Here is a 21293-nt window from a genome sequence, read left to right as displayed (position 1 = left end):
AAATTATATTGCAAAATGGTGGAGTAAAAATGAACTGCCGACTAAAGCATGGTCGGCTTGGCAGTCATTAAGCGAAGACTACCAAGCTTGGTCTGTAACACAGCCTTACACAATTGATGCATGTGTCAATTTTGGAGGCAAAATATACCAATTCGTATATTTTGACCAAGGGCAAGAATCGTTAAAAAGTGGCGCTTGGGAAGTAGACCACCATGCAGATAATGTTATTGCACTACCAACGGCAATGAGAGCATTCAGCCAAACTCGTTGAACTCATCAACAGCTAGGTAGCCTCAGACAATATTGATGGCCAGTTTTATCAAGGCCTACAACAGTGTACTCAGCTACTCAATGGCAATGAAGTAATGATTCAACATCCAAATATTGACCTCTACTCAACGTATAGGAGAGACCGATACTTACCCCGCCTCCGGGGGATTTGAGACAGTAATAGAAAATCCCCCCTTTTACAGGTCGCATTCAATTATGTAACGATAATGTATACCTTACCTACAAATACCAAGGCTACAGAGGTTATTTTTGAGTAACCTATTAGTAAATTTATGTTGGCTGAATGATTTTAGCCTTAAACAGTACATTGAGGCATCAATAAAAGTGCTTTACCTTGTTTATTAAATACAGCCGTAGCTGACTCTTCACTGTCAAAGTTTATGTCGACTGCTGCATTGGTTATTTCATTACCGGACACTCTAATATTACCTAATTCACTTCTATCCAGAGTATCGTCAACATCAATAGTAAAACTTACTGACTGCTTTGCATTAATTGATTTAACATTCAATGATAAGTGTTTAGCACCATCTTTCACTTTTCCTGAAGATGTTAAAGCTAACTCTCCCTCTGTGACTTCAAAGGGTTGAAAAACTTCCACACCTTGACCCGTTGCCGTTGTATCAAATATCAAACCACCTTGACTGTTAGAAAGATCCACTTTCAAAACAATATTTTGTAAATTACATTCGCTGGTATTTTTAAACACAAATTTATCTTTTGGTGCACCTTCCAAAAACTTCACTTCTATATCAGCATAGGCATATTGGCTGCTGCACAACATAACGAGTAACGCTACTGACAATAAGATATTCGACATAATATTCACCCTAGCTTTGATAGTATTGCATTGATATTAAGTTATAAAATAGCAATACGAGCGATCATGGTTTGAAGATCAATATTAACCGTAAGTAACAATCTGAAAATGTGCTAGAAGATAAAACATGACACTCAGAAACTTTCACTGATGTACTCTGTTGTCATTGGTGAGCTTGTCTTTTTTGCAAATGAAGGGAGTAGGGTCAAATCTTGCTTTTCTATTTATCTACAGAGAGAAAGTCATCATACATTGACTTTTCCAACCAATTATCGCGCAAATAGACTAAGCCAAAATAGGCAAACATTTGAAGTTTAATGCGTATCGCTAATTACTTCTTTGTTAACTCAGCTCTACACACTCGCGTATTAATGGTTGTCTATTGTATTTGACTTCAGCCTGCCTCGGTTACCACGGCAACGTTTTGAACAATACTTGACGTTGGCCCACTCTTTTGCCCATTTTTTACGCCATGTGAAAGGCCTTAGGCAGACGCAACATATTTTTTCAGGTAGCACTTTATTATTCATGTTGTTGTGCTTCATGATTACTTATATTGGCCAGTCAGTTATATCAATGCTATCGAGTTCACTTTGCCTCACTTCACCTTGCCATTGCGTTATAAACGCTTTGTGAGGGTCAAACTGTGCAGTTTGCTTTTCGATATTAAAGTGCCTGCCACCTCGCGGATCTGCGCCTACCCCAGCAATGTATTGCCAGTTCCCCCAATTAGTAGCGACATCATAATCAACTAATTGTTGCTGGAAATAAGCAGCCCCAAATCGCCAATCAATACCTAATTCATTAACTAAACAACTAGCAACGATTTGTCTTCCTCGATTTGAAATATACCCAGTTGCATTAAGTTCGTGCATGCAGGCATTAACCAACGCAAAGGGAGTATTGCCTTGACACCACTTCTGAAAGCGCTCTGCAAAAAAGCTAGTCATCGGTGCCGTTGAAGCATTGCCTTTAAAAGCAAATAGTTGTGCCTTTAGCTTTAACGCTAAATATTGAAAGTACTCACGCCAAAGCAATTCAAAGCCTATCCAATAGGTTGAATCATTTTTTTGTATTTGCTTTTCGTAGTGTTTAAGCTGTTGCCAAATTTGACGTGCAGATAAATTGCCAAGCGCTAGAAAGTGGCTCATTTTAGTAGAGTTATGCCACCCTGACAGCGCATTACGTGTTTGCTTATAAGAACTGGGTAATGCGCCTGAAAAATATTGCTTGAGATGGGCTTTAGCAGTTAGCTCTCCGCCTGAAAAAATATGACCATTATCTGAAATGGGGCTTAAGGCCTGCCAAGCGATAGAAGTTGTCTCATTTTCTGCTAACTCAAGGCAAGCAGGAAGGGTCGTCAATGGACGCGCTAAAAAAGGCTCGATAGCCATCTTTTCTACCCTTTTTCTAAATTGACTGAACGAGGTAAAATGCTTTTCTTCTAAACTTAACTGAGCTTCTGTAAAAAGGGTATTATCCGACTCAGAAATACATTCAGTGTAAGCAACAGCCTGTTGAACAGTTTGCCAACGCTGCCTTTCATGTAATCCAACGGGTTTGTTGTACCCTAATAAATCAATATGGTGCGATGTAACGAGTTTAGTGATCAGCATTTCCGGATGACCGTGTAAAATCGTTAGTTGATGCCCCTTGTTTTGTAACTGCTTATCAAGTTGTCTGAGTGAATCACTTATTAAACGCCAACGATGCTTGCCTATAGGCTGATGATGATAGTTATTAGGTTTAAAATCACGCGGGTCGATAACGTAGACAAAAGCAATGCAGTCCGCCTTTTCAATGAGTGCACTTAAAGTACTGTTATCTTCTAGCCGGAGATCGTTACTAAACCAATGCAGTGCTTTTTTCATCTGTTATTCACCTTTAACATAGTCCGTCGTGCAAACCCGTGTTGCGCTGCTATGATGCTAATTTATTTTATGCGAGCAATTTACTTGATGATCATTGATACGAAAAAGCGCGAGCAGAAGATCTATTATTAGTGGGGATTTTGTGGCTGAAGAATAATGGCGACGTTAATTATGGTCCCCAAATAATAATGAGACCCGTTGTTTAATGTTTAATGAATCCAACACACTTTATGCCTATTCCCGCCATACAAGCTAACGTCCGATAGCCAGTTACTTTTACTAATGACTAATCTCCCCCTTTATCCCCTACATTTTATTTATATCGAAAAGATGCAAAGTATGATCATAAATATGGGAATGTGAACGTAAAATGGTACGTACTTATAATCAAAAGTACTCGCTCGCTTTCGCCCCCGTAGCGAGTTAGAAACTTATAAATCAGTGGCCAATATTACTTAGCCACAACAACTTTGAGTTTAGTCGCCACCTACAGACAGTGATCATTACTAAATATAATATGTTTTTTTAGATATCAAATATTACATTAACAACATTACCTTTATCTATATTTACATACTTTTGATATAGTGGTTCAAACATTTGAAATACAACAACAAATAGGTGATGTATGTCTACATGGAAAGCCGCTTATGAAGCCCTTACTGACTTGAGTGAATATAGTGACAACGCGTTAGGGTTGTTTGCGTTAGGTTTGAAATTTGGTTTGGACGATTTAGCAAGTATTGGAGCTGATGCCATAACTGATGGGGCTGATGATAAAAAATTAGACATGGTATTCATTAATACAGAAGAAGAATACGCAGTTATCGGGCAGTGTTATTATTCAGCTAAAGACAAAATTGGAGCCCCTTCCAATAAAGCTAGCGACTTAAATACTGGACTTCCTTGGCTACTTCAACGTGATATTAATGACGTCCCTGATAGGATTAAATCAGCTGCAATTAACCTAAGGCAAGCAATAAGAAATGGTGAGATAAAGAATATCCATTTATGGTATGTGCATAATTTACCTGAATCACACCATGTCGAAAATGAGCTAATTACTCTTCAGCAAACAGCTAAAACTATTTTAGATCAAGACTATTCAGGTATTAAATTAAATATTACTCACAAAGAAGTCGGCGATAGCACATTCCAAGCTTGGTATGAAGATTGTAAGACCCCAATTTTAATCAACGAGCAAATTGAGCTAAATTGTTTAGATGGATATGAAATAGCATCTGAGGGATGGTCTTCTTATTCCACTGCAATTCAAGCTAGAGATCTTCATCGTTTGTTTAAAAAGCATCGAACAAAAATATTCTCAGCAAATGTACGTGACTATCTTGGAGCTCGATCATCTGACTCTAATATCAATAATGGCATAAGGAGAACAATTGAAAGTGATGTTGGAAACTTCTGGGCATACAATAACGGATTAACAATACTCACACATAGCTTTGAAGTCGACAAACAGAAAATAAAAATTGTAGGGCTTTCCATTGTAAATGGAGCTCAAACAACAGGAGCCATTGGCTCATTAAGCAAATTACCCGATCCTTCTGCAATGGTTCAAGCAAGGTTTATAGCGGTAAACAATGACTCACATGATTTAATCGAAAATATAATTCGTTATAACAATAGCCAAAATAAAGTTGAAGCGGCTGACTTTCGAAGTACTGACAAAACACAAAAGAGATTAAAAGAAGAGTTTAAAAGCATACCTAATGCAGAATACGAGGGAGGTAGGAGAGGTAGTACAGGTGAAGTTATTAGAAGACGACCAAATTTACTTGGTTCATATTCAGTAGGTCAAGCGTTAGCAGCATTTCATGGTGAACCAATTGTGGCCTATAACAAAAAAGCTGGTATTTGGATTAATAACAAAACTTATGACAAGTTGTTTAATGATAATACCAAAGCGGCTCATATTGTAACTTGCTATTCACTCGTTAAAGTCATCGAATCTAAAAAGAAGCTACTACATAATAAGGCTAATTTAACTATTGGTGATGAAAAAACACTAGATTTTTTACGTCAACGTGGGGCTATTTATCTATCAACATATGCAGTCGCAGCGTGTTTAGAGACTTTTTTAGGAAGATCTGTTCCAAATTTATTTCGAATATCATTTGGGAAAAATATTTCGCCACATCAAAGTATGGAAATTTGGGAGCCCGTAATAAATGCTGTGATTCCATTTTTTGAACATTTAAATTCTGCAACAGTTAATGGGTTAAAAAACACAGCAGAGATTGAAAGAGCAGTAAATACATTTCGATCTTTAGTTACAGCAACCCGTGCAATTAATTCCGTAATATTTGACGATTTTAAAGCTAAGGTTATTGCTCCTTAAGTCAACGAATTAATAAAAAAGGCTAGGTGTAACTGAGTTACACCTGAAAAACCAAAAGTACAACAATAAACTAATGTATCAAAACAATAGTTTATTGTTTGTTACATATTAAAAAACTAGTGAATCTATATTTTGTCCGCTTAATGCGGCCGTTATATCGCACTGGAGAGTTATGAAAAATCATACATTTATTGATCGCTATTATCATAGTCAGCAAGAGCTTCTAGATTTTCGAAATTCTGAAGATAGAGATATAAATACTCTATATAGCTATTTAAACAACCTCCATTCATTAGCTGATAAGTTAAAGGATTTGTTTGACTGTAATATTAAAAACTCCCCAGAGTTTAAAATTTTGAGACTGATTAGAAATTACTTTCATCATGTTGGAGATGTAGACGAAGTTCGTCTTATTGCAACAGTTGAAGAAAATGTAATCATGAGTCATACACAACACGTCATTATTCCATTAGAAACATTCGCAAAAAGCGTCAAATCTTTTATTGATAATAATGTGGTCGAAGGCCGGAAAGACTATAAGCGTAAAATGGACTTTGTTTCAAAGGAACTAGCGACTATTACAGAGTGCTTTAGCTACCTAAATGACATCCTTCCAAATATGGAAATGTGCTGTAATAAACCAAGCTTAAAGTTAGATGGTAAAGTCTATGAGTTAGGTTTTGACATGTTTAAGTTCGTTTATAACATTACAAATTTGATTTCGGATCATTGCAGAACTATCGAAGAAATTTCGTGTAAAGCAGTTATTCAAGAGCTCGATGAATCTTATACGGTGGGTAACAACATAGGTAAAATCGATATGTGGCATAGCGCTGATAAAATGCCTATAACAACAATGGAAGGTATGATTTATGCAAAAGAAAAGATCGAGCTAGCAACATAACAAGTAAACTTTCTAGGGCGCAATGTGCCCCATAGCGAGTTAGAGTACCGTGGGTCAGGTCTTTAATCTTGAATGACAATAAATTGTAAGTTGATGTTTAACTCTCTTTCAGAAGAATAACTAATCGAAAATAATCAGAGCTAGCCAAACAATTTATAAATCATTAAATCTACAGTATCCCTTTTAGAGGGTTCTCTTTAAAAGTTAAACATCAGACATAAAAAAACCTCTAACTATATAATAAAATCATACATTTAGAGGTTTTCAATAAAACAAAAAGCGCGTTAAAATAAAGGCTTTAGGGGCTTTTCGTTATATTTAAACGGCTTACATCATACCGCCCATGCCACCCATGCCGCCCATATCAGGCATTGGCGCAGCAGGAGCATCAACTTTAACGTCTGTGATCATACATTCAGTAGTGATCATCAGGCCTGCAACAGAAGCGGCAAACTGTAGTGCGCTACGTGTTACTTTAGTTGGGTCTAGGATACCCATCTCTAACATATCGTCATATTCGCCAGTAGCAGCGTTGTAACCGTAGTTACCTTCGCCTTTCTGTACATTGTTAGCAACAACAGACGCTTCTTCACCACAGTTAGAGACGATTTGACGAAGTGGCGCTTCCATTGCACGTAGTGCAACACGAATACCTACATTTTGCTCATCGTTATCACCTTTAAGGTCTTTTAACAAACCAGCAACACGCACTAGTGCAACACCGCCGCCAGCAACAACACCTTCTTCAACTGCAGCACGAGTTGCGTGAAGCGCATCATCAACGCGATCTTTCTTCTCTTTCATTTCAACTTCAGTGGCTGCACCGACTTTGATTACCGCAACACCGCCAGCTAATTTAGCTGAACGCTCTTGTAGTTTCTCTTTGTCGTAGTCAGAGCTTGATGCTTCAATCTGTTGCTTAATTTGGCTTACACGTGCACTAATTGTTTCTTGCTCACCAACACCATCGATGATGGTTGTTTCATCTTTGCTGATCACAACACGCTTCGCTTGACCTAGATCTTCAAGTTGTACTTTTTCAAGGTCTAAACCGATCTCTTCAGAGATAACCGTACCCGCCGTTAAGATAGCGATATCTTGTAACATCGCTTTACGGCGATCACCAAAACCAGGCGCTTTAACAGCAGCTACTTTAACGATGCCACGCATGTTGTTTACTACCAGTGTCGCGAGCGCTTCACCTTCAACATCTTCAGCGATGATAAGAAGTGGTTTAGTCGCTTTAGCAACCGCTTCTAATGTTGGTAAAAGTTCGCGAATATTGCCGATCTTCTTATCAACTAAAAGAATAAATGGGCTTTCAAGTTCAACCGTACCCGCTTCTTGATTAGTCATAAAGTAAGGAGATAGGTAACCACGATCAAACTGCATACCTTCAACCACGTCTAATTCGTTTTCTAGACCTTGACCTTCTTCAACAGTGATAACACCTTCGTTACCTACTTTCTGCATTGCTGAAGCGATAATTTCACCGATTTCAGTATCAGAGTTTGCTGAAATAGTACCTACTTGTGTGATAGCTTTTGAATCAGCACATGGGGTTGAAAGTGTTTTTAGTTCAGCAACGGCAGCCTTCACTGTTTTGTCGATACCACGTTTAAGATCCATTGGGTTCATACCGGCAGCAACCGCTTTCAGACCTTCAGAGATGATTGCTTGTGCTAGCACTGTTGCAGTTGTTGTTCCGTCACCGGCAGCATCATTGGTTTGAGAAGCAACTTCTTTTACCATCTGTGCGCCCATGTTCTCAAACTTGTCTTCAAGTTCGATCTCTTTAGCAACAGTCACACCATCTTTAGTGATATGTGGTGCGCCAAAGCTTTTATCAATAACAACATTACGGCCTTTAGGACCCAATGTTACCTTAACGGCGTCAGCTAACACATTTACGCCAGCTAACATTTTTAGACGAGAGTCATTACCAAATTTTACTTCTTTTGCAGACATGTTTATTTCCTTAATAAATTTTTATAGAGAGTCATTAAATCGGTCGAGGTTAGGGATCGTTACAAAATAACTTTCGATAAATTGTTTCCAAAAAGCCTTAAATAACTGGCTATTTTAAAAACAAAATCGCAAGTAATGTTGAAGCCAATCCTTATTCAACAATCGCTAGAATGTCACTTTCACTTAAAATCAGCACTTCTTGGCCATCGATTTTTTCAGTTTTAAGTCCGTAACCTTCGCTAAAGATAACTGTATCGCCTACTTTTACTTCAAGTGGGCGAACTTCGCCGTTGTCTAAAACACGGCCATTACCCACGGCAATAACCTCACCACGCGTTGATTTTTCAGCTGCGCTACCAGTTAATACAATGCCACCAGCAGATTTAGTTTCTTGCTCGGTACGTTTTAAAATAATGCGATCATGTAATGGACGAATAGTCATTGTGATTCCTTAAAAAATTATCCGGGAGTTATATCAACCCGCTTTAAAATGCGCTTATTCGCTCAGAAAGATCATTTTCATTCACGTTGAGCTCGGTGACGCGAATAATTATTAACGACTTCTGTTTAGCAAAAAGCCCTCTAATAATGCGGGTTGCTATTAATTATCTATATAGATGTCTTAGAGATGGGGATGAACAATTGATAATCAAGAGTAAAAATTTATTTTAGGCAAAAAAAATCCGCATAAAAAAATGCGGATTAAAATAGTTAAGTTTGCTTATCGGGTTGATAATTGTCGCTGTGACATCTCTGCAATTATCTTGTTAATTTCGCTGACAACAATAAGAATGCTTTTTTCAGTTTTTTGGTGTTGGTAGGCAACGACCTTTCCTTCAATAACTCTTAAGCGGCCTAAACCTGCAATAAAAATTCGCCCGTTAAAAAAACCTTTCACAAATTTTGCTATTTGGCGGGGTTGATACTTTTTAAAGCTTCTTAATGTAATTGAACTTTTAATATCCACAGATACTTCCTTTTTCTTTCAACTAAAATTTCTAGAGGCGTCAATATAGTGTTGCTTTGTGACAAAATAATGAATTCAATGTAAAATTCAAGTAAAAATAGTAATTTATGCTTTTAATTTACAGTTCAAATGTAGAAAACAATTACTTATGTGATAATACTCAAAAATTTATTTGTCATTATCTTTACGTTCAAACTCACCCTCAATGACGTCATTATCGATGTTAGATTGTGAAAACCCTGAGTTATGTTGCGAGAACCCTCCTCCCATTGTTGCCGATGAAAATTTAACGTTTGCTAATATTGTCTTTGCAATAGTCGCTCGAATTGAGGGTTGTAGTAGCAACAACCCACACAAGTCAGTTACAAAACCAGGCGTTACTAGTAATACACCGGTAACGATTAACATAATACCTTCAATCAACTGTTGACCAGGCATTTCGCCCTTTGCGAGTCGCTGTTGTAATTGTGCAACCAGTTGTAAACCTTGGCTTCTTACTAATGCCGAACCAATTAATGCAGTGACAATCACTAAAGCAACAGTTGGCAATGCTCCCAACACACCACCTACTTTTACTAAAACAAAAATTTCAAGTAGCGAGACGGTGGTAAAAAGAATAAATAATCTAGCGAACATAATTGTTCCTTATTTGAGGTTTATCAACGTGTATAATAATTAACATATGGGCATTTTATGCCACTTCAAGGGTTCTGCTAAAATTATTCCTAGCTATTAGTCATACAAAAAAGTAGAAAGTTCACCCAATCACTTGCCAACGCTTTATTAATAAAAAAACGGGCAATAATAAGAGTGTAGACAACAAAAACAAGTTTCCTTGTAACGCGTCATAAGTCATTCCTGATATAAAAGTAAATAGCGCCATTAATAAACCTAGCGCGACTCCTGAATAGAGGCTTTGATAGGCAACAAGCTGTGATGATTCTTGTTTACTAATGTAACGGATAGCCGCCAGATGTGTCACCGCAAATGTAAGCCCATGAAGTGTTTGCACTACAGCCAATAGATAAACATTATCAGTCATTGCTATGACCGACCATCGAAGGATTCCACCCACTAACCCGAGCAGTAACATCTGTTTTATTGTCCATTTAGAAAATAAACGCACATTGAAACGGAGAATTAAAATCTCAGCAAGTACCGCAATTACCCATAACCAAGCGATAATATTTCCCGCAATACCAAGGCTATCCCAATAGATAGCACTAAACGCATAATAGGCACCGTGACTTCCTTGAATCATCCCGGTAATTAACAGAAATAAAAGCACTTCTGGTTTTTTGAGAAGCTTAATTAATGATTGTTTAGGTGCAGACTGGACATTGTTTTGATCGACAAGTTGTGGGCTAAGTTTAGCCAATGAAAGCCCCCACATTACAACGGAAGTCGCCACAATTAACGCTAAAATGGACTGCAAACCAAAATCAACAATCAACCAGCCAATGGTTGTAGACCCTGCAATAAAACTAGCTGACCCCCACAGGCGAACTTTGCCATAATCAAGTGAGACCTGTTTGACCAAGCGACTGCCAACGATATCGCCAAGTGGCATCATTGGTCCCATCACAAAATTAATGAATAAAGTGAGGGATGCTAACCAAACATAACCTTGTAAATAAAATAACGAAGCAAAACTCAGTAACGTGATAAAACCTAGCGAGCGAATCACTTTAAGGGTTCCACTACCTGTTGAAACCCTTGGCAACACCGTTAAACTGCTAACAAATCGTAGTACCAAGCCAATGGAAAATAACACCCCAACCTGCTCAGTCGTTACTCCTTGCCCTGTTAACCAGATCCCCCAGAATGGAAGGAACACTCCCCAAATAAAATAAAAGTTAATAAAGTAGGTAGTGAGCCATGTTTTAGCTGAAAGAGTAAACAAATGCGCGTCCTTAAAAAACAAAGGCTAGCTTAATGCTAGCCTGATAATGAAAACGGATAAATAGAATGGGCTAGGCGTAACTATGGTACAGGTCATATATCGTTAACCCTGCTTTTACTTCTTCAACAGAAGCATCACCAAGATAATGAATAATGCGCGTTTCACCAGCGAGTAAGGTAAAGCTTGAATCGCTAAAACGCCCTTTTCCCTGATATTCTAAATGTACAAAAAAAGCTGGGTTTTGTGTTGTTAATTGCACTTCAACGCCTAATTCGCCCTGTAATACTTGCACAGTTAATCGCGGGTCGACAAAACGACACTGCTTAGCTTTAGCAGGAAAGTAGGTGTTATCAATACACAACTCGCCATTACTAAGCTGTATATAGAAGAAGCCATCTTGCTCTCTACCGCTCAGTTTTTCAGCGGGCCATGACCATATATTGGCATTGCCATCAGCCTCAACGGAGGCATTAATTGCTTCTTGGTGCAACACTTCACCCGCCCATGATTGCCATATTAATTCGCCACTGACATCGTAAGCTTCTTGCTTATCGTTAATCAGTTGCAAACGTAGCCCTTTTTCAGATTTAACAAAGGCAGCTAGCAGTGGCGCAAAGAAACGCGCCGTTTGATAATGTAACTGTTTCCAGCGACCATCATACTCAATTGATGACCATGAACTTACCGGCCAACAATCATTTAATTGCCAATATAAAATACCGCGATTAATAGGCTTAATGGCGCGCCAATATTCACTGGCGGTTTTAATCGCGACCGATTGTTGCACTTGGCTAAGATATAACATCTGCTCAAAACTTTTAGGAAAACGATAATAGCGGGTAAACATCTCTGTAATGATTGAGTTACCACGACCGTTTTTCTGATGTCCCTCAAAAGAAGGCGAGGTAATATTCCAATCTTCAACGGGTGCAAACTGTTTTACCGTCGGTAATGATGGCCATGATTGAAAGCCAAACTCACTACAAAAACGCGGATTAACGCTGGTGTAAGCATCAATCGACTTTCCGGAATGCCAGACATCCCAATAGTGCATATCACCACGATCATCATCATGCCAAGCATCACCAAAATCCAATTCTCCATTACAGGGTGAACTAGACCAAAAACGTCGAGTATTATCGGCATTAAGTACAGCAGACTCTAATGCGCGATTTAGGCGATCATAATTGACCACATACTTCTCTCTATTTTGGCGAGATTCAGGGTACCAACCTATAGCGCCAATCACTTCGTTATCACCACACCACAGCGCGATACAGCTATGATCGCGCAGACGTTTGACTTGGTAGTCGACCTCTGCGACAACGTTATCCACAAAATCAGGCGTTGAGGGATATAACGCACAGGAGAACATGAGATCCTGCCAAACTAATAACCCCAACTCATCACATAACTGATAGAAAATATCGTGTTCATAAATACCGCCTCCCCAAACACGGATCATATTCATGTTAGCGGCATGCGCATCGGTAAGTAAATCACGATAACGCTGATCAGTATTAAGCCCCGGCATCGCATCAAGTGGTATCCAGTTTGCTCCTTTTGCAGAAATGACAACGCCATTAACTTCAAACATCATGCTTGAGCCGATATCGTCATTTTCAGTCACTAAACGTAATTCGCGCAAACCAATTTTTTTACTGATGCTTTGTTCATCTAGCTCAACATGTAAATCATAGAGGTAAGCATCGCCATAACCTGCTGGCCACCATCGTTGAGCATCTTCTATGCTAAACAAAAATGTCTGTTGTGGATTTGTCACATCAAGCGAGGCCGTTAACGATTGACCAGCAAATTGCACTAAAACCTTTTCACTATCAGCAGTAAGCTTTTCATACTCAACCAGCACACTCAGTTGACAGCAATTATTCTGCCAAGCTTGTTCTGTTTGTACTGAGAGCAAACGGGTTTTAGCAACGGGCGTTAGGCTAATATCACCATAAACACCCGCAACTAGTAAGCAAATTCCCCAATCCCAACCGGCATGACATTGTGTTTTACGTAACGTATTCATATGTGGAATTTGGTTATTACCGACCGCCCAAGGAATAGGAAAAGGCAACTTCTCAGCTTCTGCTTTAGCGGCTAAATCGGCACGTTTTAATAAAATCTCAATGTGATTTTCACCGACATTAACAAAGGGCAAAATATTGATATTTAAGGCAATGAACATATTCTGGCTATTGGCTACCACATGCCCATTAATTTTGACCTCTGCAATGGTGTCTAAATAGGTGATAGATAAATCTAAGCTTGCAACGTCACACTGAGCTTCTGTTAATTTAAATGTACGGTGTAAACACCATTCACACTCACCTACCCACTGTACCTGTTGCTCATTGGTTGCCCAATAAGGATTTTCCATTTTCCCAGCTTCAATAAGTGCACTATGAATATCACCAGGCAGGGTAATATCCATATTTTTTATCTCTTTTTTCGACACATTAGTTGCATCAATACAATCAACTAGCCATTGGCCATTTAGGGAAAATTTCATCATTTACTCCGGATAAAAGTAGGTGTATTGCAGTTTATAATAGCAAAATGCGCAATGGCGAGAGATTTAAAACGAAAAGCATTAACTTGCTAGGATTCAACAAACCGATGAGATTTTAGGGGAAACTTAAGTTAATTAAACTCTAGATTACGAACCTGTACGCGCGTTGCAATAGAGTGGGCGTAGTTGCTATCTGAAACCAACTCACCACTAAGGTCTATTTTAACACTTCGCATTGTCGCTGAGGCCGAAGAAGTCACGCTTTCAGTCAAACTTAGCGCCGTGATTTTAATAAAATTATTATCCGATACATCCGTCCACCCCGTAGTCACTGCGCAAACAACATTCGCAACTTTGCCAACGCCACTCTTAAACTTTACAGTATTATCTTTAAAGCTAAAGGCCATTTGATTACTACTTTCAACCGTCGCAGTATCGTTATGGTTGTAGTAATAAACAATGCAATCATTACTAGCATTAATATCGATAGTTTTATTGCTACTCGCACCTACAAGGTAATCACTGCCTCCATAGCCTGCACGACGAAAATCTGTTTCCATCATTGCAACAATGGATTGTAAGTCAGTTCTTAAACGAGAATACTTTAAACTTTTCGCGCCTGTTGAAACACCGGTCACGTACAAACCAATGACCATTGCAAGCAACACAGTCCCGAGTAATAAAGCGATCAGTAATTCAACCAGCGAAAAACCTCGTTTGCTTGTAGGGTCATATTTTTGTCTTAACATTGCTCATACCCAAGTTGCTTATTATCTGGGGCACATACTCTTAAACGCATGGCCGACTGAATCACCTTTAATCGATTACCACTGTTATCGCTTAAAATTACGCTACCCGCATTAACACTAAAACGCATTGGATTATAAGAAGCCTGCAATCCTGTGAAACTAATATCAGAGCTCGATGTAAAGACTAACTTACCATCTGTGAGTTGTTGGTTATGTTGCACACCATTTAGCAAGCAACTATTAGCAACAAAACAGTCACAAGCAGGCTGATCACTCTGCGCCATGCGCCATTCGTTGCTAGTACCATTCTGACAAAAATGAACATACACTTTCTGGTTATATTTAATCGATTCTGATTTGGCAAAAACTAAAAATTGATAAAGGTTTTCAGTACTTGCTACTAATGCCTGTTGAGTAAAGAGTTGGTTATAAGACTGGCTGGCGACTGAGACTAAAATCATCAAAACGGCTAACGAAATAAGCAACTCAACTAAAGTAAAAGCGCATTGCTTAAACATTAAACGGCCTTTAATTCTTGTTTAATCGCATCGTAACGCTTACTTGATAACTCATCGAGTTGACTGGCTTCAATAACATTAATGCAATGTTTGGCAATTTTTTTCTTCTGTGTAAAAGGCTCGCTCGATGGCCAACCTTTAATTAACGATTGTGCTAAGTTTATCGCTAAAGCAACATTATTTGGAATAAGCTCGTGCGCCTCAATAAACAAACTTGTCGAAGCAGGATACAAACCACTTTTAAACATCGCGATCCCCTGCTCATTTAACGAAAGTAGCTTAGCGATTTTATCTTTATTTTCACTTTGCACTTTATTTACTAACATTAAGTCACTCATTATCTCAATGCTGTTATCATTTTCAGGTAGCTCAATTAAGGCGATAACTTCATCGTGTCTCTCATATTCCCCTAATTCAAACCAAGCTTTAGCAAGCGCTAAAACACTGTCTTTACCGCAATGTACTACCACCTCCGTGTCACAATCATTAAGTGATTCACTGGCACTTTTCAATAGTTTTTTCATCACCATAATACGTGCAAATACCACCTTTTCTAATTCATGAAAGGTATCTTTATTAAAGCGCTGCGATGCACTCTTTAGTACTGCTTGTATCTGTGAAAAAACTTTAGCTTGCTGTAATTCATTACTCGCCTTTGCTTTGTCTAGCAAGCAATGTATGTAGTTAAAATGATGATTAATATGCTCATGAACTGAAAAACGAGTATTATCAAGCACGGTTTTAAAACACCGTTGTGCAATTTCCCAATCTCCTTCAATCAAAGAAAGGTTCGCTAGGGCGCGTTGTCTAGGGATATTTTTAGGGGATAGCTTTACTGATTCGATGAGGATCTCTTTGGCCTGTGAATAGCATTCACGTTTTGCATAGATACTTGATAACCAGTTTAATGCTTCAATACGAGTCTCAGGTAATTCACAAAGTTCATTCAATATTTTTGCTGAGTTGCTATATTCTTGTAAGTGATAATAAGCGATTGCTTTACCTAATTTAGCCCATGAAAAATCACGAAATTCAAGCACCGACTCGTAAAGGTCAAAAGCCGATTGTGGCTGGTGCAAGTTTATCAGCACCTCTCCCTTCAGACGCATTATGGGTAAACTGTATTTATGATGTTTTTTGGAAGCTTTACCACATTCATGCAAGGCTTTTTTATAATCTTTTACCGCCAAACAATCATAAATTCCGCCTAATACTTTTCGTTTCTCAAGCGCACGTACTAATCTTCCTTCGAGTTTTTTATATGAGAATGGTTTTAATAAATAATCATCGGGCTGAAGTTCCACTAAACCGTGCACAACCTGCAACGCAGTTTCAGCACTGATCAAAATAAACACCGTACTTGGTTTCATTAAATCACGTAGCTTTAACTCCTCAAAAAGCTGATAACCATCTTTGCCTTTTCCTAGATTAAAATCACATAAAATAAAATCATATTGGCTAACTTCACACAACTCTAAGGCACGTTCACCGTTACTGGCAATTGCAATATTTTTACAGCCTAACATTTGCAACATCCCTTTTACGGCGCTACGAATAGTGTCGATATCATCAACAACTAAAACAGTTTGGCTTGAAAAGAAATTGCTCGGGAGTGCCATATAAAAAATGCCTACAAATTAAAGGGGTTAAGTAAATAGCATAGTTGATTCACTTTTTTTTGCGAATCCAATCAGTGATTAGAATCTCTTTTTTTAATTTCATAAAGTAGCTTAATAAAATTGCAACATAGAGACAGTATCGTGCAATGACACCACTGGTGAGTTAACCTTAAATGAAGTGAGGATAGAAGATGCAAACACTTAATTTTGAAACACAAATGTCTGATGAAGATGCGCTATTTTTCACCCCAAAAAAGAAAACAAGTCGCACACGAAAATGGCGTGAAATTGAGGAGATTAAAGAAAGGCAACGCTTAAGTAGAGAGTTGCGCGAAATCGATCAAACCTTTGATTTCTCTCTTTCTGAATTAGTGTAACCACCATTAAAAACAAAAAACGCATCAAATTTGATGCGTTTTTTTATTACCTGAAAAGTAGGCTTATACTTGAAATAGTGATTCTATCGATAAACCTTGTTCTGATAGCACATCACGTAAACACTTTAATGCTTCAACTTGAATTTGGCGAACGCGTTCACGTGTTAAACCAATCTCTTTGCCCACATTCTCTAGGGTAGCAGCTTCATAGCCGAGTAACCCAAAACGCCTTGCTAATACTTCTCGTTGCTTAGGATTAAGATCTTCTAACCAATCCACAATACGTAGTTTCATATCGTTATCTTGCAATTCGTGTTCAGGGGTTGCCTCTTTACGATCCGGAATAATATCTAACAGCTCTTTGTCAGAGTTATTGCCAATAGGGATATCGACAGAGCTAATGCGCTCATTAAGCTTAAGGATTTTCGCAACCTCTTTAGCAGGAACATCGAGTTCTTTAGCAATATCTTCTGCTGTGGGCTCATGGGTTAGCTTATGAGCAAGCTCACGGGCAGTCCTTAGATATACATTGAGTTTTTTTACAATATGGATAGGTAAACGGATAGTGCGGGTTTGGTTCATTATCGCACGCTCTATTGTTTGTCGAATCCACCATGTTGCATAGGTAGAGAAACGAAAGCCTTTTTCCGGATCAAACTTTTCAACTGCGCGGATTAAGCCAAGGTTCCCCTCTTCAACTAAGTCTAAGAGTGATAAACCACGATTATTGTAACGTCTGGAGATTTTAACAACCAATCTGAGATTGCTCTCAATCATGCGCTTACGTGCCACTTCATCACCGCGTAATGAACGCCTTGCGTAATAAACCTCTTCCTGAGCAGTTAACAACGGAGAAAAACCTATCTCTCCAAGATACAACTGGGTTGCATCCATCACTTTATTATCAGCAGTACCGATATTAGCAATGACTTCCTCCTCGCTCTCAACCACTTCATCTTCGTCGTTGCTAATAACGGGATCCAAATCCTGTGCTAACTCGTCTTTACTGGCTTCCACCATGCTTAATGCTCCCTTTACTACACTGATACTTCTATTTTTATCGGTTTTATTAGTGACACAATGAACCATAACTTCTCCCTAAGGTAACCATGTTTTGTGACATCGTAATGAATGTTATTTACCTTTGGGGTAAGTAACGCAATGGATCCACTGATTTACCTCTATAACGAATCTCAAAATGAAGGTGGACATGATCCGTTCCACTTTCACCCATTGTTGCTATTTTCTGGCCCATTTTGATCAGTTCGTTTTCTCGTACAAATAATGTTTCGTTATGAGCATAGGCACTTAAATAATCGTAATTATGTTTAATAATAATCAAATTACCATAACCTCGAAGCCCACTACCGGAATACACCACTTGTCCTGCAGCAGCTGCATATATTGCACTACCACGCTGATTAACAATGCTAATCCCTTGCAAACCCGAAGGCGATGCAGAGAACCGTTTTGTTAATTGACCTTTTACAGGCCACAACCAATCACTTACCTTCTCATTGCTTAATATTTTATTTTTATTTTTATTTTTGACTGCTTTTTTATCAGTCTTAGTCGCAGGATATGCTTTACTTTTTTCTTGAGCAACCTTGTTTGTCTCATTTTTTTGACACTTTTGAGCTGTGCAGGCTGACTTGCTGTTTTTATTTACATTTTGGGAAGATAGATCACTTTTACTGTGAACTTTTTTCGCGTAGGCCTGCTTATTTCCCGAGAGCTGTAATAATTGCCCCACTTTTATAATATAAGGTTCACTTAACGCATTGTAATCAATGATATTATCCACACTTAACCCAGCTCTCCAAGCAATACTGTATAACGTATCGCCTTTTTTTACAGTGTAAGTTTTTTGACTAATTTTGCGCTTTTGCACAACAGCTTTAGATTTAACTGCAAATTTCGAGCCAGATTTTTTATTTTCATTGGTAATGTCAGAAACAGGCGCAGGCCCTGTTGACGATGAACAGGCGACAATACTAAGTATTGATAGGCAGATAGCTAAGGCTCTAATTAACATTAATTCACAGATATGAAAGGGTTAATCGTTACATTAAAAACGCTTAGTTTTTTATAATGTGCTATATATGGGTGCAATTTAGTTCCTTATTGTCATGCTATCTGCATTTAAATAGCTAGCTTGATTATTTAATATTATCTATCCAGCCAGTCCGTTAATCTATTTAGTTGCTCAGTTGCTGTTAGGTCTATCTTAAGGGGGGTGATTGACACATACCCTTCCTCAATAGCATGGAAATCAGTTCCCTCTCCAGCATCTGCAATTTTTCCTGGCGGGCCAACCCAAAAAATATCACGCCCACGAGGATCTATCCCTTTTTCAATCATCTCTGCTTGATGACGCTTACCAAGTCGGGTAACTTTTATTCCCTTTATTTTATCAAGAGGAAGATCAGGAACATTGACATTCAATACTTGATCTTGGGCTAACGGAGAGGCTAATAATTTTTTTACTAGTAACTGTGCATAATGCCCAGCACTTTCATAATATGTTTTACCAACCAGTGAGATAGCCATTGCGGGCAACCCTAAGAAGCGCCCTTCCATTGCGGCAGCGACGGTACCAGAATAGAGCACATCATCGCCCATGTTAGCCCCGTCATTAATGCCTGAGACAACCATTTGAGGCGGACTTTCACATAATTCATTTAAAGCAAGGTGTACGCAGTCTGTCGGTGTTCCACTCACCGCAATGAAACCATTACTCAACTCTTGAATACGTAAAGGGTTTTCTAGTGTAAGCGCATTACTTGCACCACTATGGTTCCTATCAGGGGCAACCACTTTCACTGTAGATATAGCATTTAAGTCATTAAATAAAGCACTTAGCCCTGGCGCATAAACACCATCATCATTACTAATTAATAAACTCATTGTATTAACTCTCGTAGAATACTCGTTGCATAACAGCCAGAAGGAAGATAAAAATCAATACGGGCCGTTTGTTCATCTATCCATGTCGACGATAGTTTATCCGCAACTAATAGTAGTGGACGACGTTCCTGTTTTAAGCCATTTTTTGCCAGACCTCGCTGTAATGATTCAAAACATTGTAATTTATCTGTCTCATATATTTTAGCATCAGATTGCGAAGCTAACTCTCCAGCCCCCCATAACGGCGCTGTTAAGCAAACTTCTCGCGACTGAAGACGATGTATCGTATCTGGCTCAAGATCAGGCAAAGTAAAAAAAGAGCGATTTCCAACAAACTGCACACAATCACCTTGCATAGGTTGCTGATAAAGGTTGTCGCTAATGCGCTGCGAAACAAGGTGATTAAACAGATAACTTCGAGCGGCACTGAGATACATACCACGTTTAAACCGATCTTTTATTTTGCGTCCCTCAAACATCGTTAGCGCGGCACTGACATTATGCCCCCCATGACCAAAGCGCTGTTCGCCAAAGTAATTAGGGACACCATGTTTAATATTTAAGAGTGCCACTTGAAAAGCTTCTTTATCGCTGATATCACGTAGGGTAATTGAAAAATAATTACCCGCTAAAGCGCCTGTTTTAATTTTTTTATGATGACGAATCACTTTGTGAATGGTCACCCCTGGTGACTCAAAGAGGCTAAAATCAGGGGTTATTTTTCCAGGAATATGGAGAGAAAACCACTGCCAAGTATCACCTTGACGATCTTTAAGCCCCGCATAACTGACATTACGAGCAGGGATGGCGGCGAACTTTGCTAATTGACGTGCTAAATACTGGGTATTTTCACCTATTTTTTGAATCCACAAACAAACATGCTCACCTTCACCGGTTAACTCAAACCCGAGAGCTTCCTTAACCACAAAATCTTCACAGCGCTGCTTATAAATACCTTGGCTCTTCGGTTTTCCGTAAAGAAAGTTAAAGTCTAACGGAAAAGCGGGCTCTACAGCTTCACTTTGTTGCAAGTCACTCATATTGCACTCTTTTTAAATAACAACACAACAGCATGAGTTGCAATACCTTCACTACGTCCAACATAACCAAGCTTTTCAGTGGTTGTTGCTTTTACATTTACGTTACCAATATCGGTATCGAGTATACTGGCAATCTCTGTACGCATTGCATGGATATGTGGCGCCATTTTCGGCACCTCTGCTGCAATGGTCATATCTAAATTACCCAATCGGTAACCCTTTTCAATCGCTAATTGGTAAACCTCCTTCAGCAACTTTCGGCTATCAACTCCAGCATATTGTTGATCATTATCAGGAAAGTGGTGGCCAATATCTCCCATTGCGAGTGCACCTAGAATCGCATCGCATAACGCATGAAGTGCAACATCGCCGTCAGAATGGGCGATAAGTCCCTGCATGTAAGGGATTTTAACGCCAGCAATGGTAATTGGACCTTGCCCGCCAAACTTATGAACATCAAAACCGTGACCAATTCGAATCATTTT

General features: G+C 38.8%; 20 protein-coding genes. 3 read left to right on the top strand and 17 right to left on the bottom strand.

Annotation, left to right across the window (positions count from 1 at the left end; translation table 11 throughout):
* Window positions 1–586: 586 nt before the first annotated feature.
* The 3 genes from CW745_RS08500 to CW745_RS08490 form a co-directional block, all read right to left on the bottom strand.
* Window positions 587–1111, bottom strand: a complete 525-nt coding sequence (locus CW745_RS08500; RefSeq protein WP_101108220.1) for an aggregation factor core — start codon at window positions 1109–1111, stop codon at window positions 587–589.
* A gap of 368 nt (window positions 1112–1479) precedes the next feature.
* Window positions 1480–1641 (bottom strand): DUF2256 domain-containing protein, encoded by a 162-nt coding sequence (locus CW745_RS08495; protein WP_101108248.1) that lies wholly within the window; start codon window positions 1639–1641, stop codon window positions 1480–1482.
* A 21-nt stretch (window positions 1642–1662) separates the two neighbouring features.
* A complete protein-coding gene (locus CW745_RS08490; protein ID WP_101108219.1) occupies window positions 1663–2982 on the bottom strand; it encodes a DASH family cryptochrome in 1320 nt (439 codons plus the stop codon).
* Window positions 2983–3610: 628 nt separating this feature from the next.
* Between CW745_RS08490 and CW745_RS08485 the strand changes: the two genes are divergently transcribed.
* Both CW745_RS08485 and CW745_RS08480 read left to right on the top strand, forming a co-directional pair.
* Complete coding sequence (locus CW745_RS08485; RefSeq protein WP_101108218.1) at window positions 3611–5338, top strand: AIPR family protein; 1728 nt, start codon at window positions 3611–3613, stop codon at window positions 5336–5338.
* Between the two features lie 172 nt (window positions 5339–5510).
* Window positions 5511–6242, top strand: a complete 732-nt coding sequence (locus CW745_RS08480) for a hypothetical protein (protein WP_101108217.1) — start codon at window positions 5511–5513, stop codon at window positions 6240–6242.
* A gap of 327 nt (window positions 6243–6569) precedes the next feature.
* Here CW745_RS08480 and groL read toward each other — a convergent pair whose 3' ends face one another.
* The 9 genes from groL to CW745_RS16995 all read right to left on the bottom strand — a co-directional run bounded on the left by groL (window position 6570) and on the right by CW745_RS16995 (window position 16484).
* Window positions 6570–8210 (bottom strand): chaperonin GroEL, encoded by a 1641-nt coding sequence (groL, locus tag CW745_RS08475; RefSeq protein WP_101108216.1) that lies wholly within the window; start codon window positions 8208–8210, stop codon window positions 6570–6572.
* Between the two features lie 151 nt (window positions 8211–8361).
* Window positions 8362–8652 carry a co-chaperone GroES gene (locus CW745_RS08470; protein ID WP_101108215.1) on the bottom strand — a complete coding sequence of 97 codons (291 nt, stop codon included), beginning with the start codon at window positions 8650–8652 and terminating at the stop codon, window positions 8362–8364.
* Between the two features lie 279 nt (window positions 8653–8931).
* Window positions 8932–9177, bottom strand: coding sequence for a DUF1107 family protein (locus tag CW745_RS08465; RefSeq protein WP_101108214.1), 246 nt, complete (start codon window positions 9175–9177; stop codon window positions 8932–8934).
* 168 nt (window positions 9178–9345) lie between these two features.
* Complete coding sequence (locus tag CW745_RS08460) at window positions 9346–9813, bottom strand: FxsA family protein (RefSeq protein ID WP_101108213.1); 468 nt, start codon at window positions 9811–9813, stop codon at window positions 9346–9348.
* 121 nt (window positions 9814–9934) lie between these two features.
* Window positions 9935–11080 carry a 3-phenylpropionate MFS transporter gene (locus CW745_RS08455; RefSeq protein ID WP_101108212.1) on the bottom strand — a complete coding sequence of 382 codons (1146 nt, stop codon included), beginning with the start codon at window positions 11078–11080 and terminating at the stop codon, window positions 9935–9937.
* Window positions 11081–11150: 70 nt separating this feature from the next.
* Window positions 11151–13601 (bottom strand): glycoside hydrolase family 2 protein, encoded by a 2451-nt coding sequence (locus CW745_RS08450; protein ID WP_238596755.1) that lies wholly within the window; start codon window positions 13599–13601, stop codon window positions 11151–11153.
* Between the two features lie 128 nt (window positions 13602–13729).
* Window positions 13730–14347, bottom strand: a complete 618-nt coding sequence (locus tag CW745_RS08445) for a prepilin-type N-terminal cleavage/methylation domain-containing protein (RefSeq protein WP_101108210.1) — start codon at window positions 14345–14347, stop codon at window positions 13730–13732.
* On the bottom strand, window positions 14341–14865 hold the full coding sequence (locus CW745_RS08440; protein ID WP_101108209.1) for a GspH/FimT family pseudopilin: 525 nt from the start codon (window positions 14863–14865) through the stop codon (window positions 14341–14343). Before CW745_RS08440 ends, CW745_RS08445 begins: the two co-directional genes overlap by 7 nt.
* Window positions 14865–16484 carry a tetratricopeptide repeat-containing response regulator gene (locus CW745_RS16995; RefSeq protein ID WP_101108208.1) on the bottom strand — a complete coding sequence of 540 codons (1620 nt, stop codon included), beginning with the start codon at window positions 16482–16484 and terminating at the stop codon, window positions 14865–14867. The genes CW745_RS08440 and CW745_RS16995 overlap by 1 nt, the downstream gene beginning before the upstream one ends.
* Before the next feature lie 191 nt (window positions 16485–16675).
* Between CW745_RS16995 and CW745_RS08430 the strand changes: the two genes are divergently transcribed.
* Window positions 16676–16861: a DUF3545 family protein gene (locus CW745_RS08430; protein WP_101108207.1), complete on the top strand. Its 186-nt coding sequence runs from the start codon at window positions 16676–16678 to the stop codon at window positions 16859–16861.
* Between the two features lie 63 nt (window positions 16862–16924).
* Here CW745_RS08430 and rpoS read toward each other — a convergent pair whose 3' ends face one another.
* The 5 genes from rpoS to ispF form a co-directional block, all read right to left on the bottom strand.
* Entirely contained in the window at window positions 16925–17881 is a 957-nt protein-coding gene (gene rpoS, locus CW745_RS08425) for an RNA polymerase sigma factor RpoS (protein WP_101108247.1), read from the bottom strand.
* Between the two features lie 118 nt (window positions 17882–17999).
* Window positions 18000–18752: a peptidoglycan DD-metalloendopeptidase family protein gene (locus CW745_RS08420; protein ID WP_238596754.1), complete on the bottom strand. Its 753-nt coding sequence runs from the start codon at window positions 18750–18752 to the stop codon at window positions 18000–18002.
* 278 nt (window positions 18753–19030) lie between these two features.
* Entirely contained in the window at window positions 19031–19768 is a 738-nt protein-coding gene (gene surE, locus CW745_RS08415) for a 5'/3'-nucleotidase SurE (protein WP_101108205.1), read from the bottom strand.
* Window positions 19765–20808, bottom strand: coding sequence for a tRNA pseudouridine(13) synthase TruD (locus tag CW745_RS08410; RefSeq protein ID WP_101108204.1), 1044 nt, complete (start codon window positions 20806–20808; stop codon window positions 19765–19767). The genes surE and CW745_RS08410 overlap by 4 nt, the downstream gene beginning before the upstream one ends.
* On the bottom strand, window positions 20805–21290 hold the full coding sequence (gene ispF / locus CW745_RS08405) for a 2-C-methyl-D-erythritol 2,4-cyclodiphosphate synthase (protein ID WP_101108203.1): 486 nt from the start codon (window positions 21288–21290) through the stop codon (window positions 20805–20807). Before ispF ends, CW745_RS08410 begins: the two co-directional genes overlap by 4 nt.
* Window positions 21291–21293: the final 3 nt, after the last annotated feature.

The sequence above is a fragment of the Psychromonas sp. psych-6C06 genome (assembly GCF_002835465.1).
Classification (GTDB): domain Bacteria; phylum Pseudomonadota; class Gammaproteobacteria; order Enterobacterales; family Psychromonadaceae; genus Psychromonas.
The sequence above is the reverse complement of the archived record's forward strand: the minus strand, read 5'-3'. Positions and strand labels throughout refer to the sequence as shown.

Bases quoted from the DNA above. Each gene is read 5' to 3' on its own strand.
- CW745_RS08500 (WP_101108220.1), bottom strand. From the start codon at position 1,111: ATGTCGAATATCTTATTGTCAGTAGCGTTACTCGTTATGTTGTGCAGC.
- CW745_RS08495 (WP_101108248.1), bottom strand. From the start codon at position 1,641: ATGAATAATAAAGTGCTACCTGAAAAAATATGTTGCGTCTGCCTAAGG.
- CW745_RS08490 (WP_101108219.1), bottom strand. From the start codon at position 2,982: ATGAAAAAAGCACTGCATTGGTTTAGTAACGATCTCCGGCTAGAAGAT.
- CW745_RS08485 (WP_101108218.1), top strand. From the start codon at position 3,611: ATGTCTACATGGAAAGCCGCTTATGAAGCCCTTACTGACTTGAGTGAA.
- CW745_RS08480 (WP_101108217.1), top strand. From the start codon at position 5,511: ATGAAAAATCATACATTTATTGATCGCTATTATCATAGTCAGCAAGAG.
- groL (WP_101108216.1), bottom strand. From the start codon at position 8,210: ATGTCTGCAAAAGAAGTAAAATTTGGTAATGACTCTCGTCTAAAAATG.
- CW745_RS08470 (WP_101108215.1), bottom strand. From the start codon at position 8,652: ATGACTATTCGTCCATTACATGATCGCATTATTTTAAAACGTACCGAG.
- CW745_RS08460 (WP_101108213.1), bottom strand. From the start codon at position 9,813: ATGTTCGCTAGATTATTTATTCTTTTTACCACCGTCTCGCTACTTGAA.
- CW745_RS08450 (WP_238596755.1), bottom strand. From the start codon at position 13,601: ATGATGAAATTTTCCCTAAATGGCCAATGGCTAGTTGATTGTATTGAT.
- CW745_RS08445 (WP_101108210.1), bottom strand. From the start codon at position 14,347: ATGTTAAGACAAAAATATGACCCTACAAGCAAACGAGGTTTTTCGCTG.
- CW745_RS08440 (WP_101108209.1), bottom strand. From the start codon at position 14,865: ATGTTTAAGCAATGCGCTTTTACTTTAGTTGAGTTGCTTATTTCGTTA.
- CW745_RS16995 (WP_101108208.1), bottom strand. From the start codon at position 16,484: ATGGCACTCCCGAGCAATTTCTTTTCAAGCCAAACTGTTTTAGTTGTT.
- CW745_RS08430 (WP_101108207.1), top strand. From the start codon at position 16,676: ATGCAAACACTTAATTTTGAAACACAAATGTCTGATGAAGATGCGCTA.
- rpoS (WP_101108247.1), bottom strand. From the start codon at position 17,881: ATGGTGGAAGCCAGTAAAGACGAGTTAGCACAGGATTTGGATCCCGTT.
- surE (WP_101108205.1), bottom strand. From the start codon at position 19,768: ATGAGTTTATTAATTAGTAATGATGATGGTGTTTATGCGCCAGGGCTA.
- CW745_RS08410 (WP_101108204.1), bottom strand. From the start codon at position 20,808: ATGAGTGACTTGCAACAAAGTGAAGCTGTAGAGCCCGCTTTTCCGTTA.
- ispF (WP_101108203.1), bottom strand. From the start codon at position 21,290: ATGATTCGAATTGGTCACGGTTTTGATGTTCATAAGTTTGGCGGGCAA.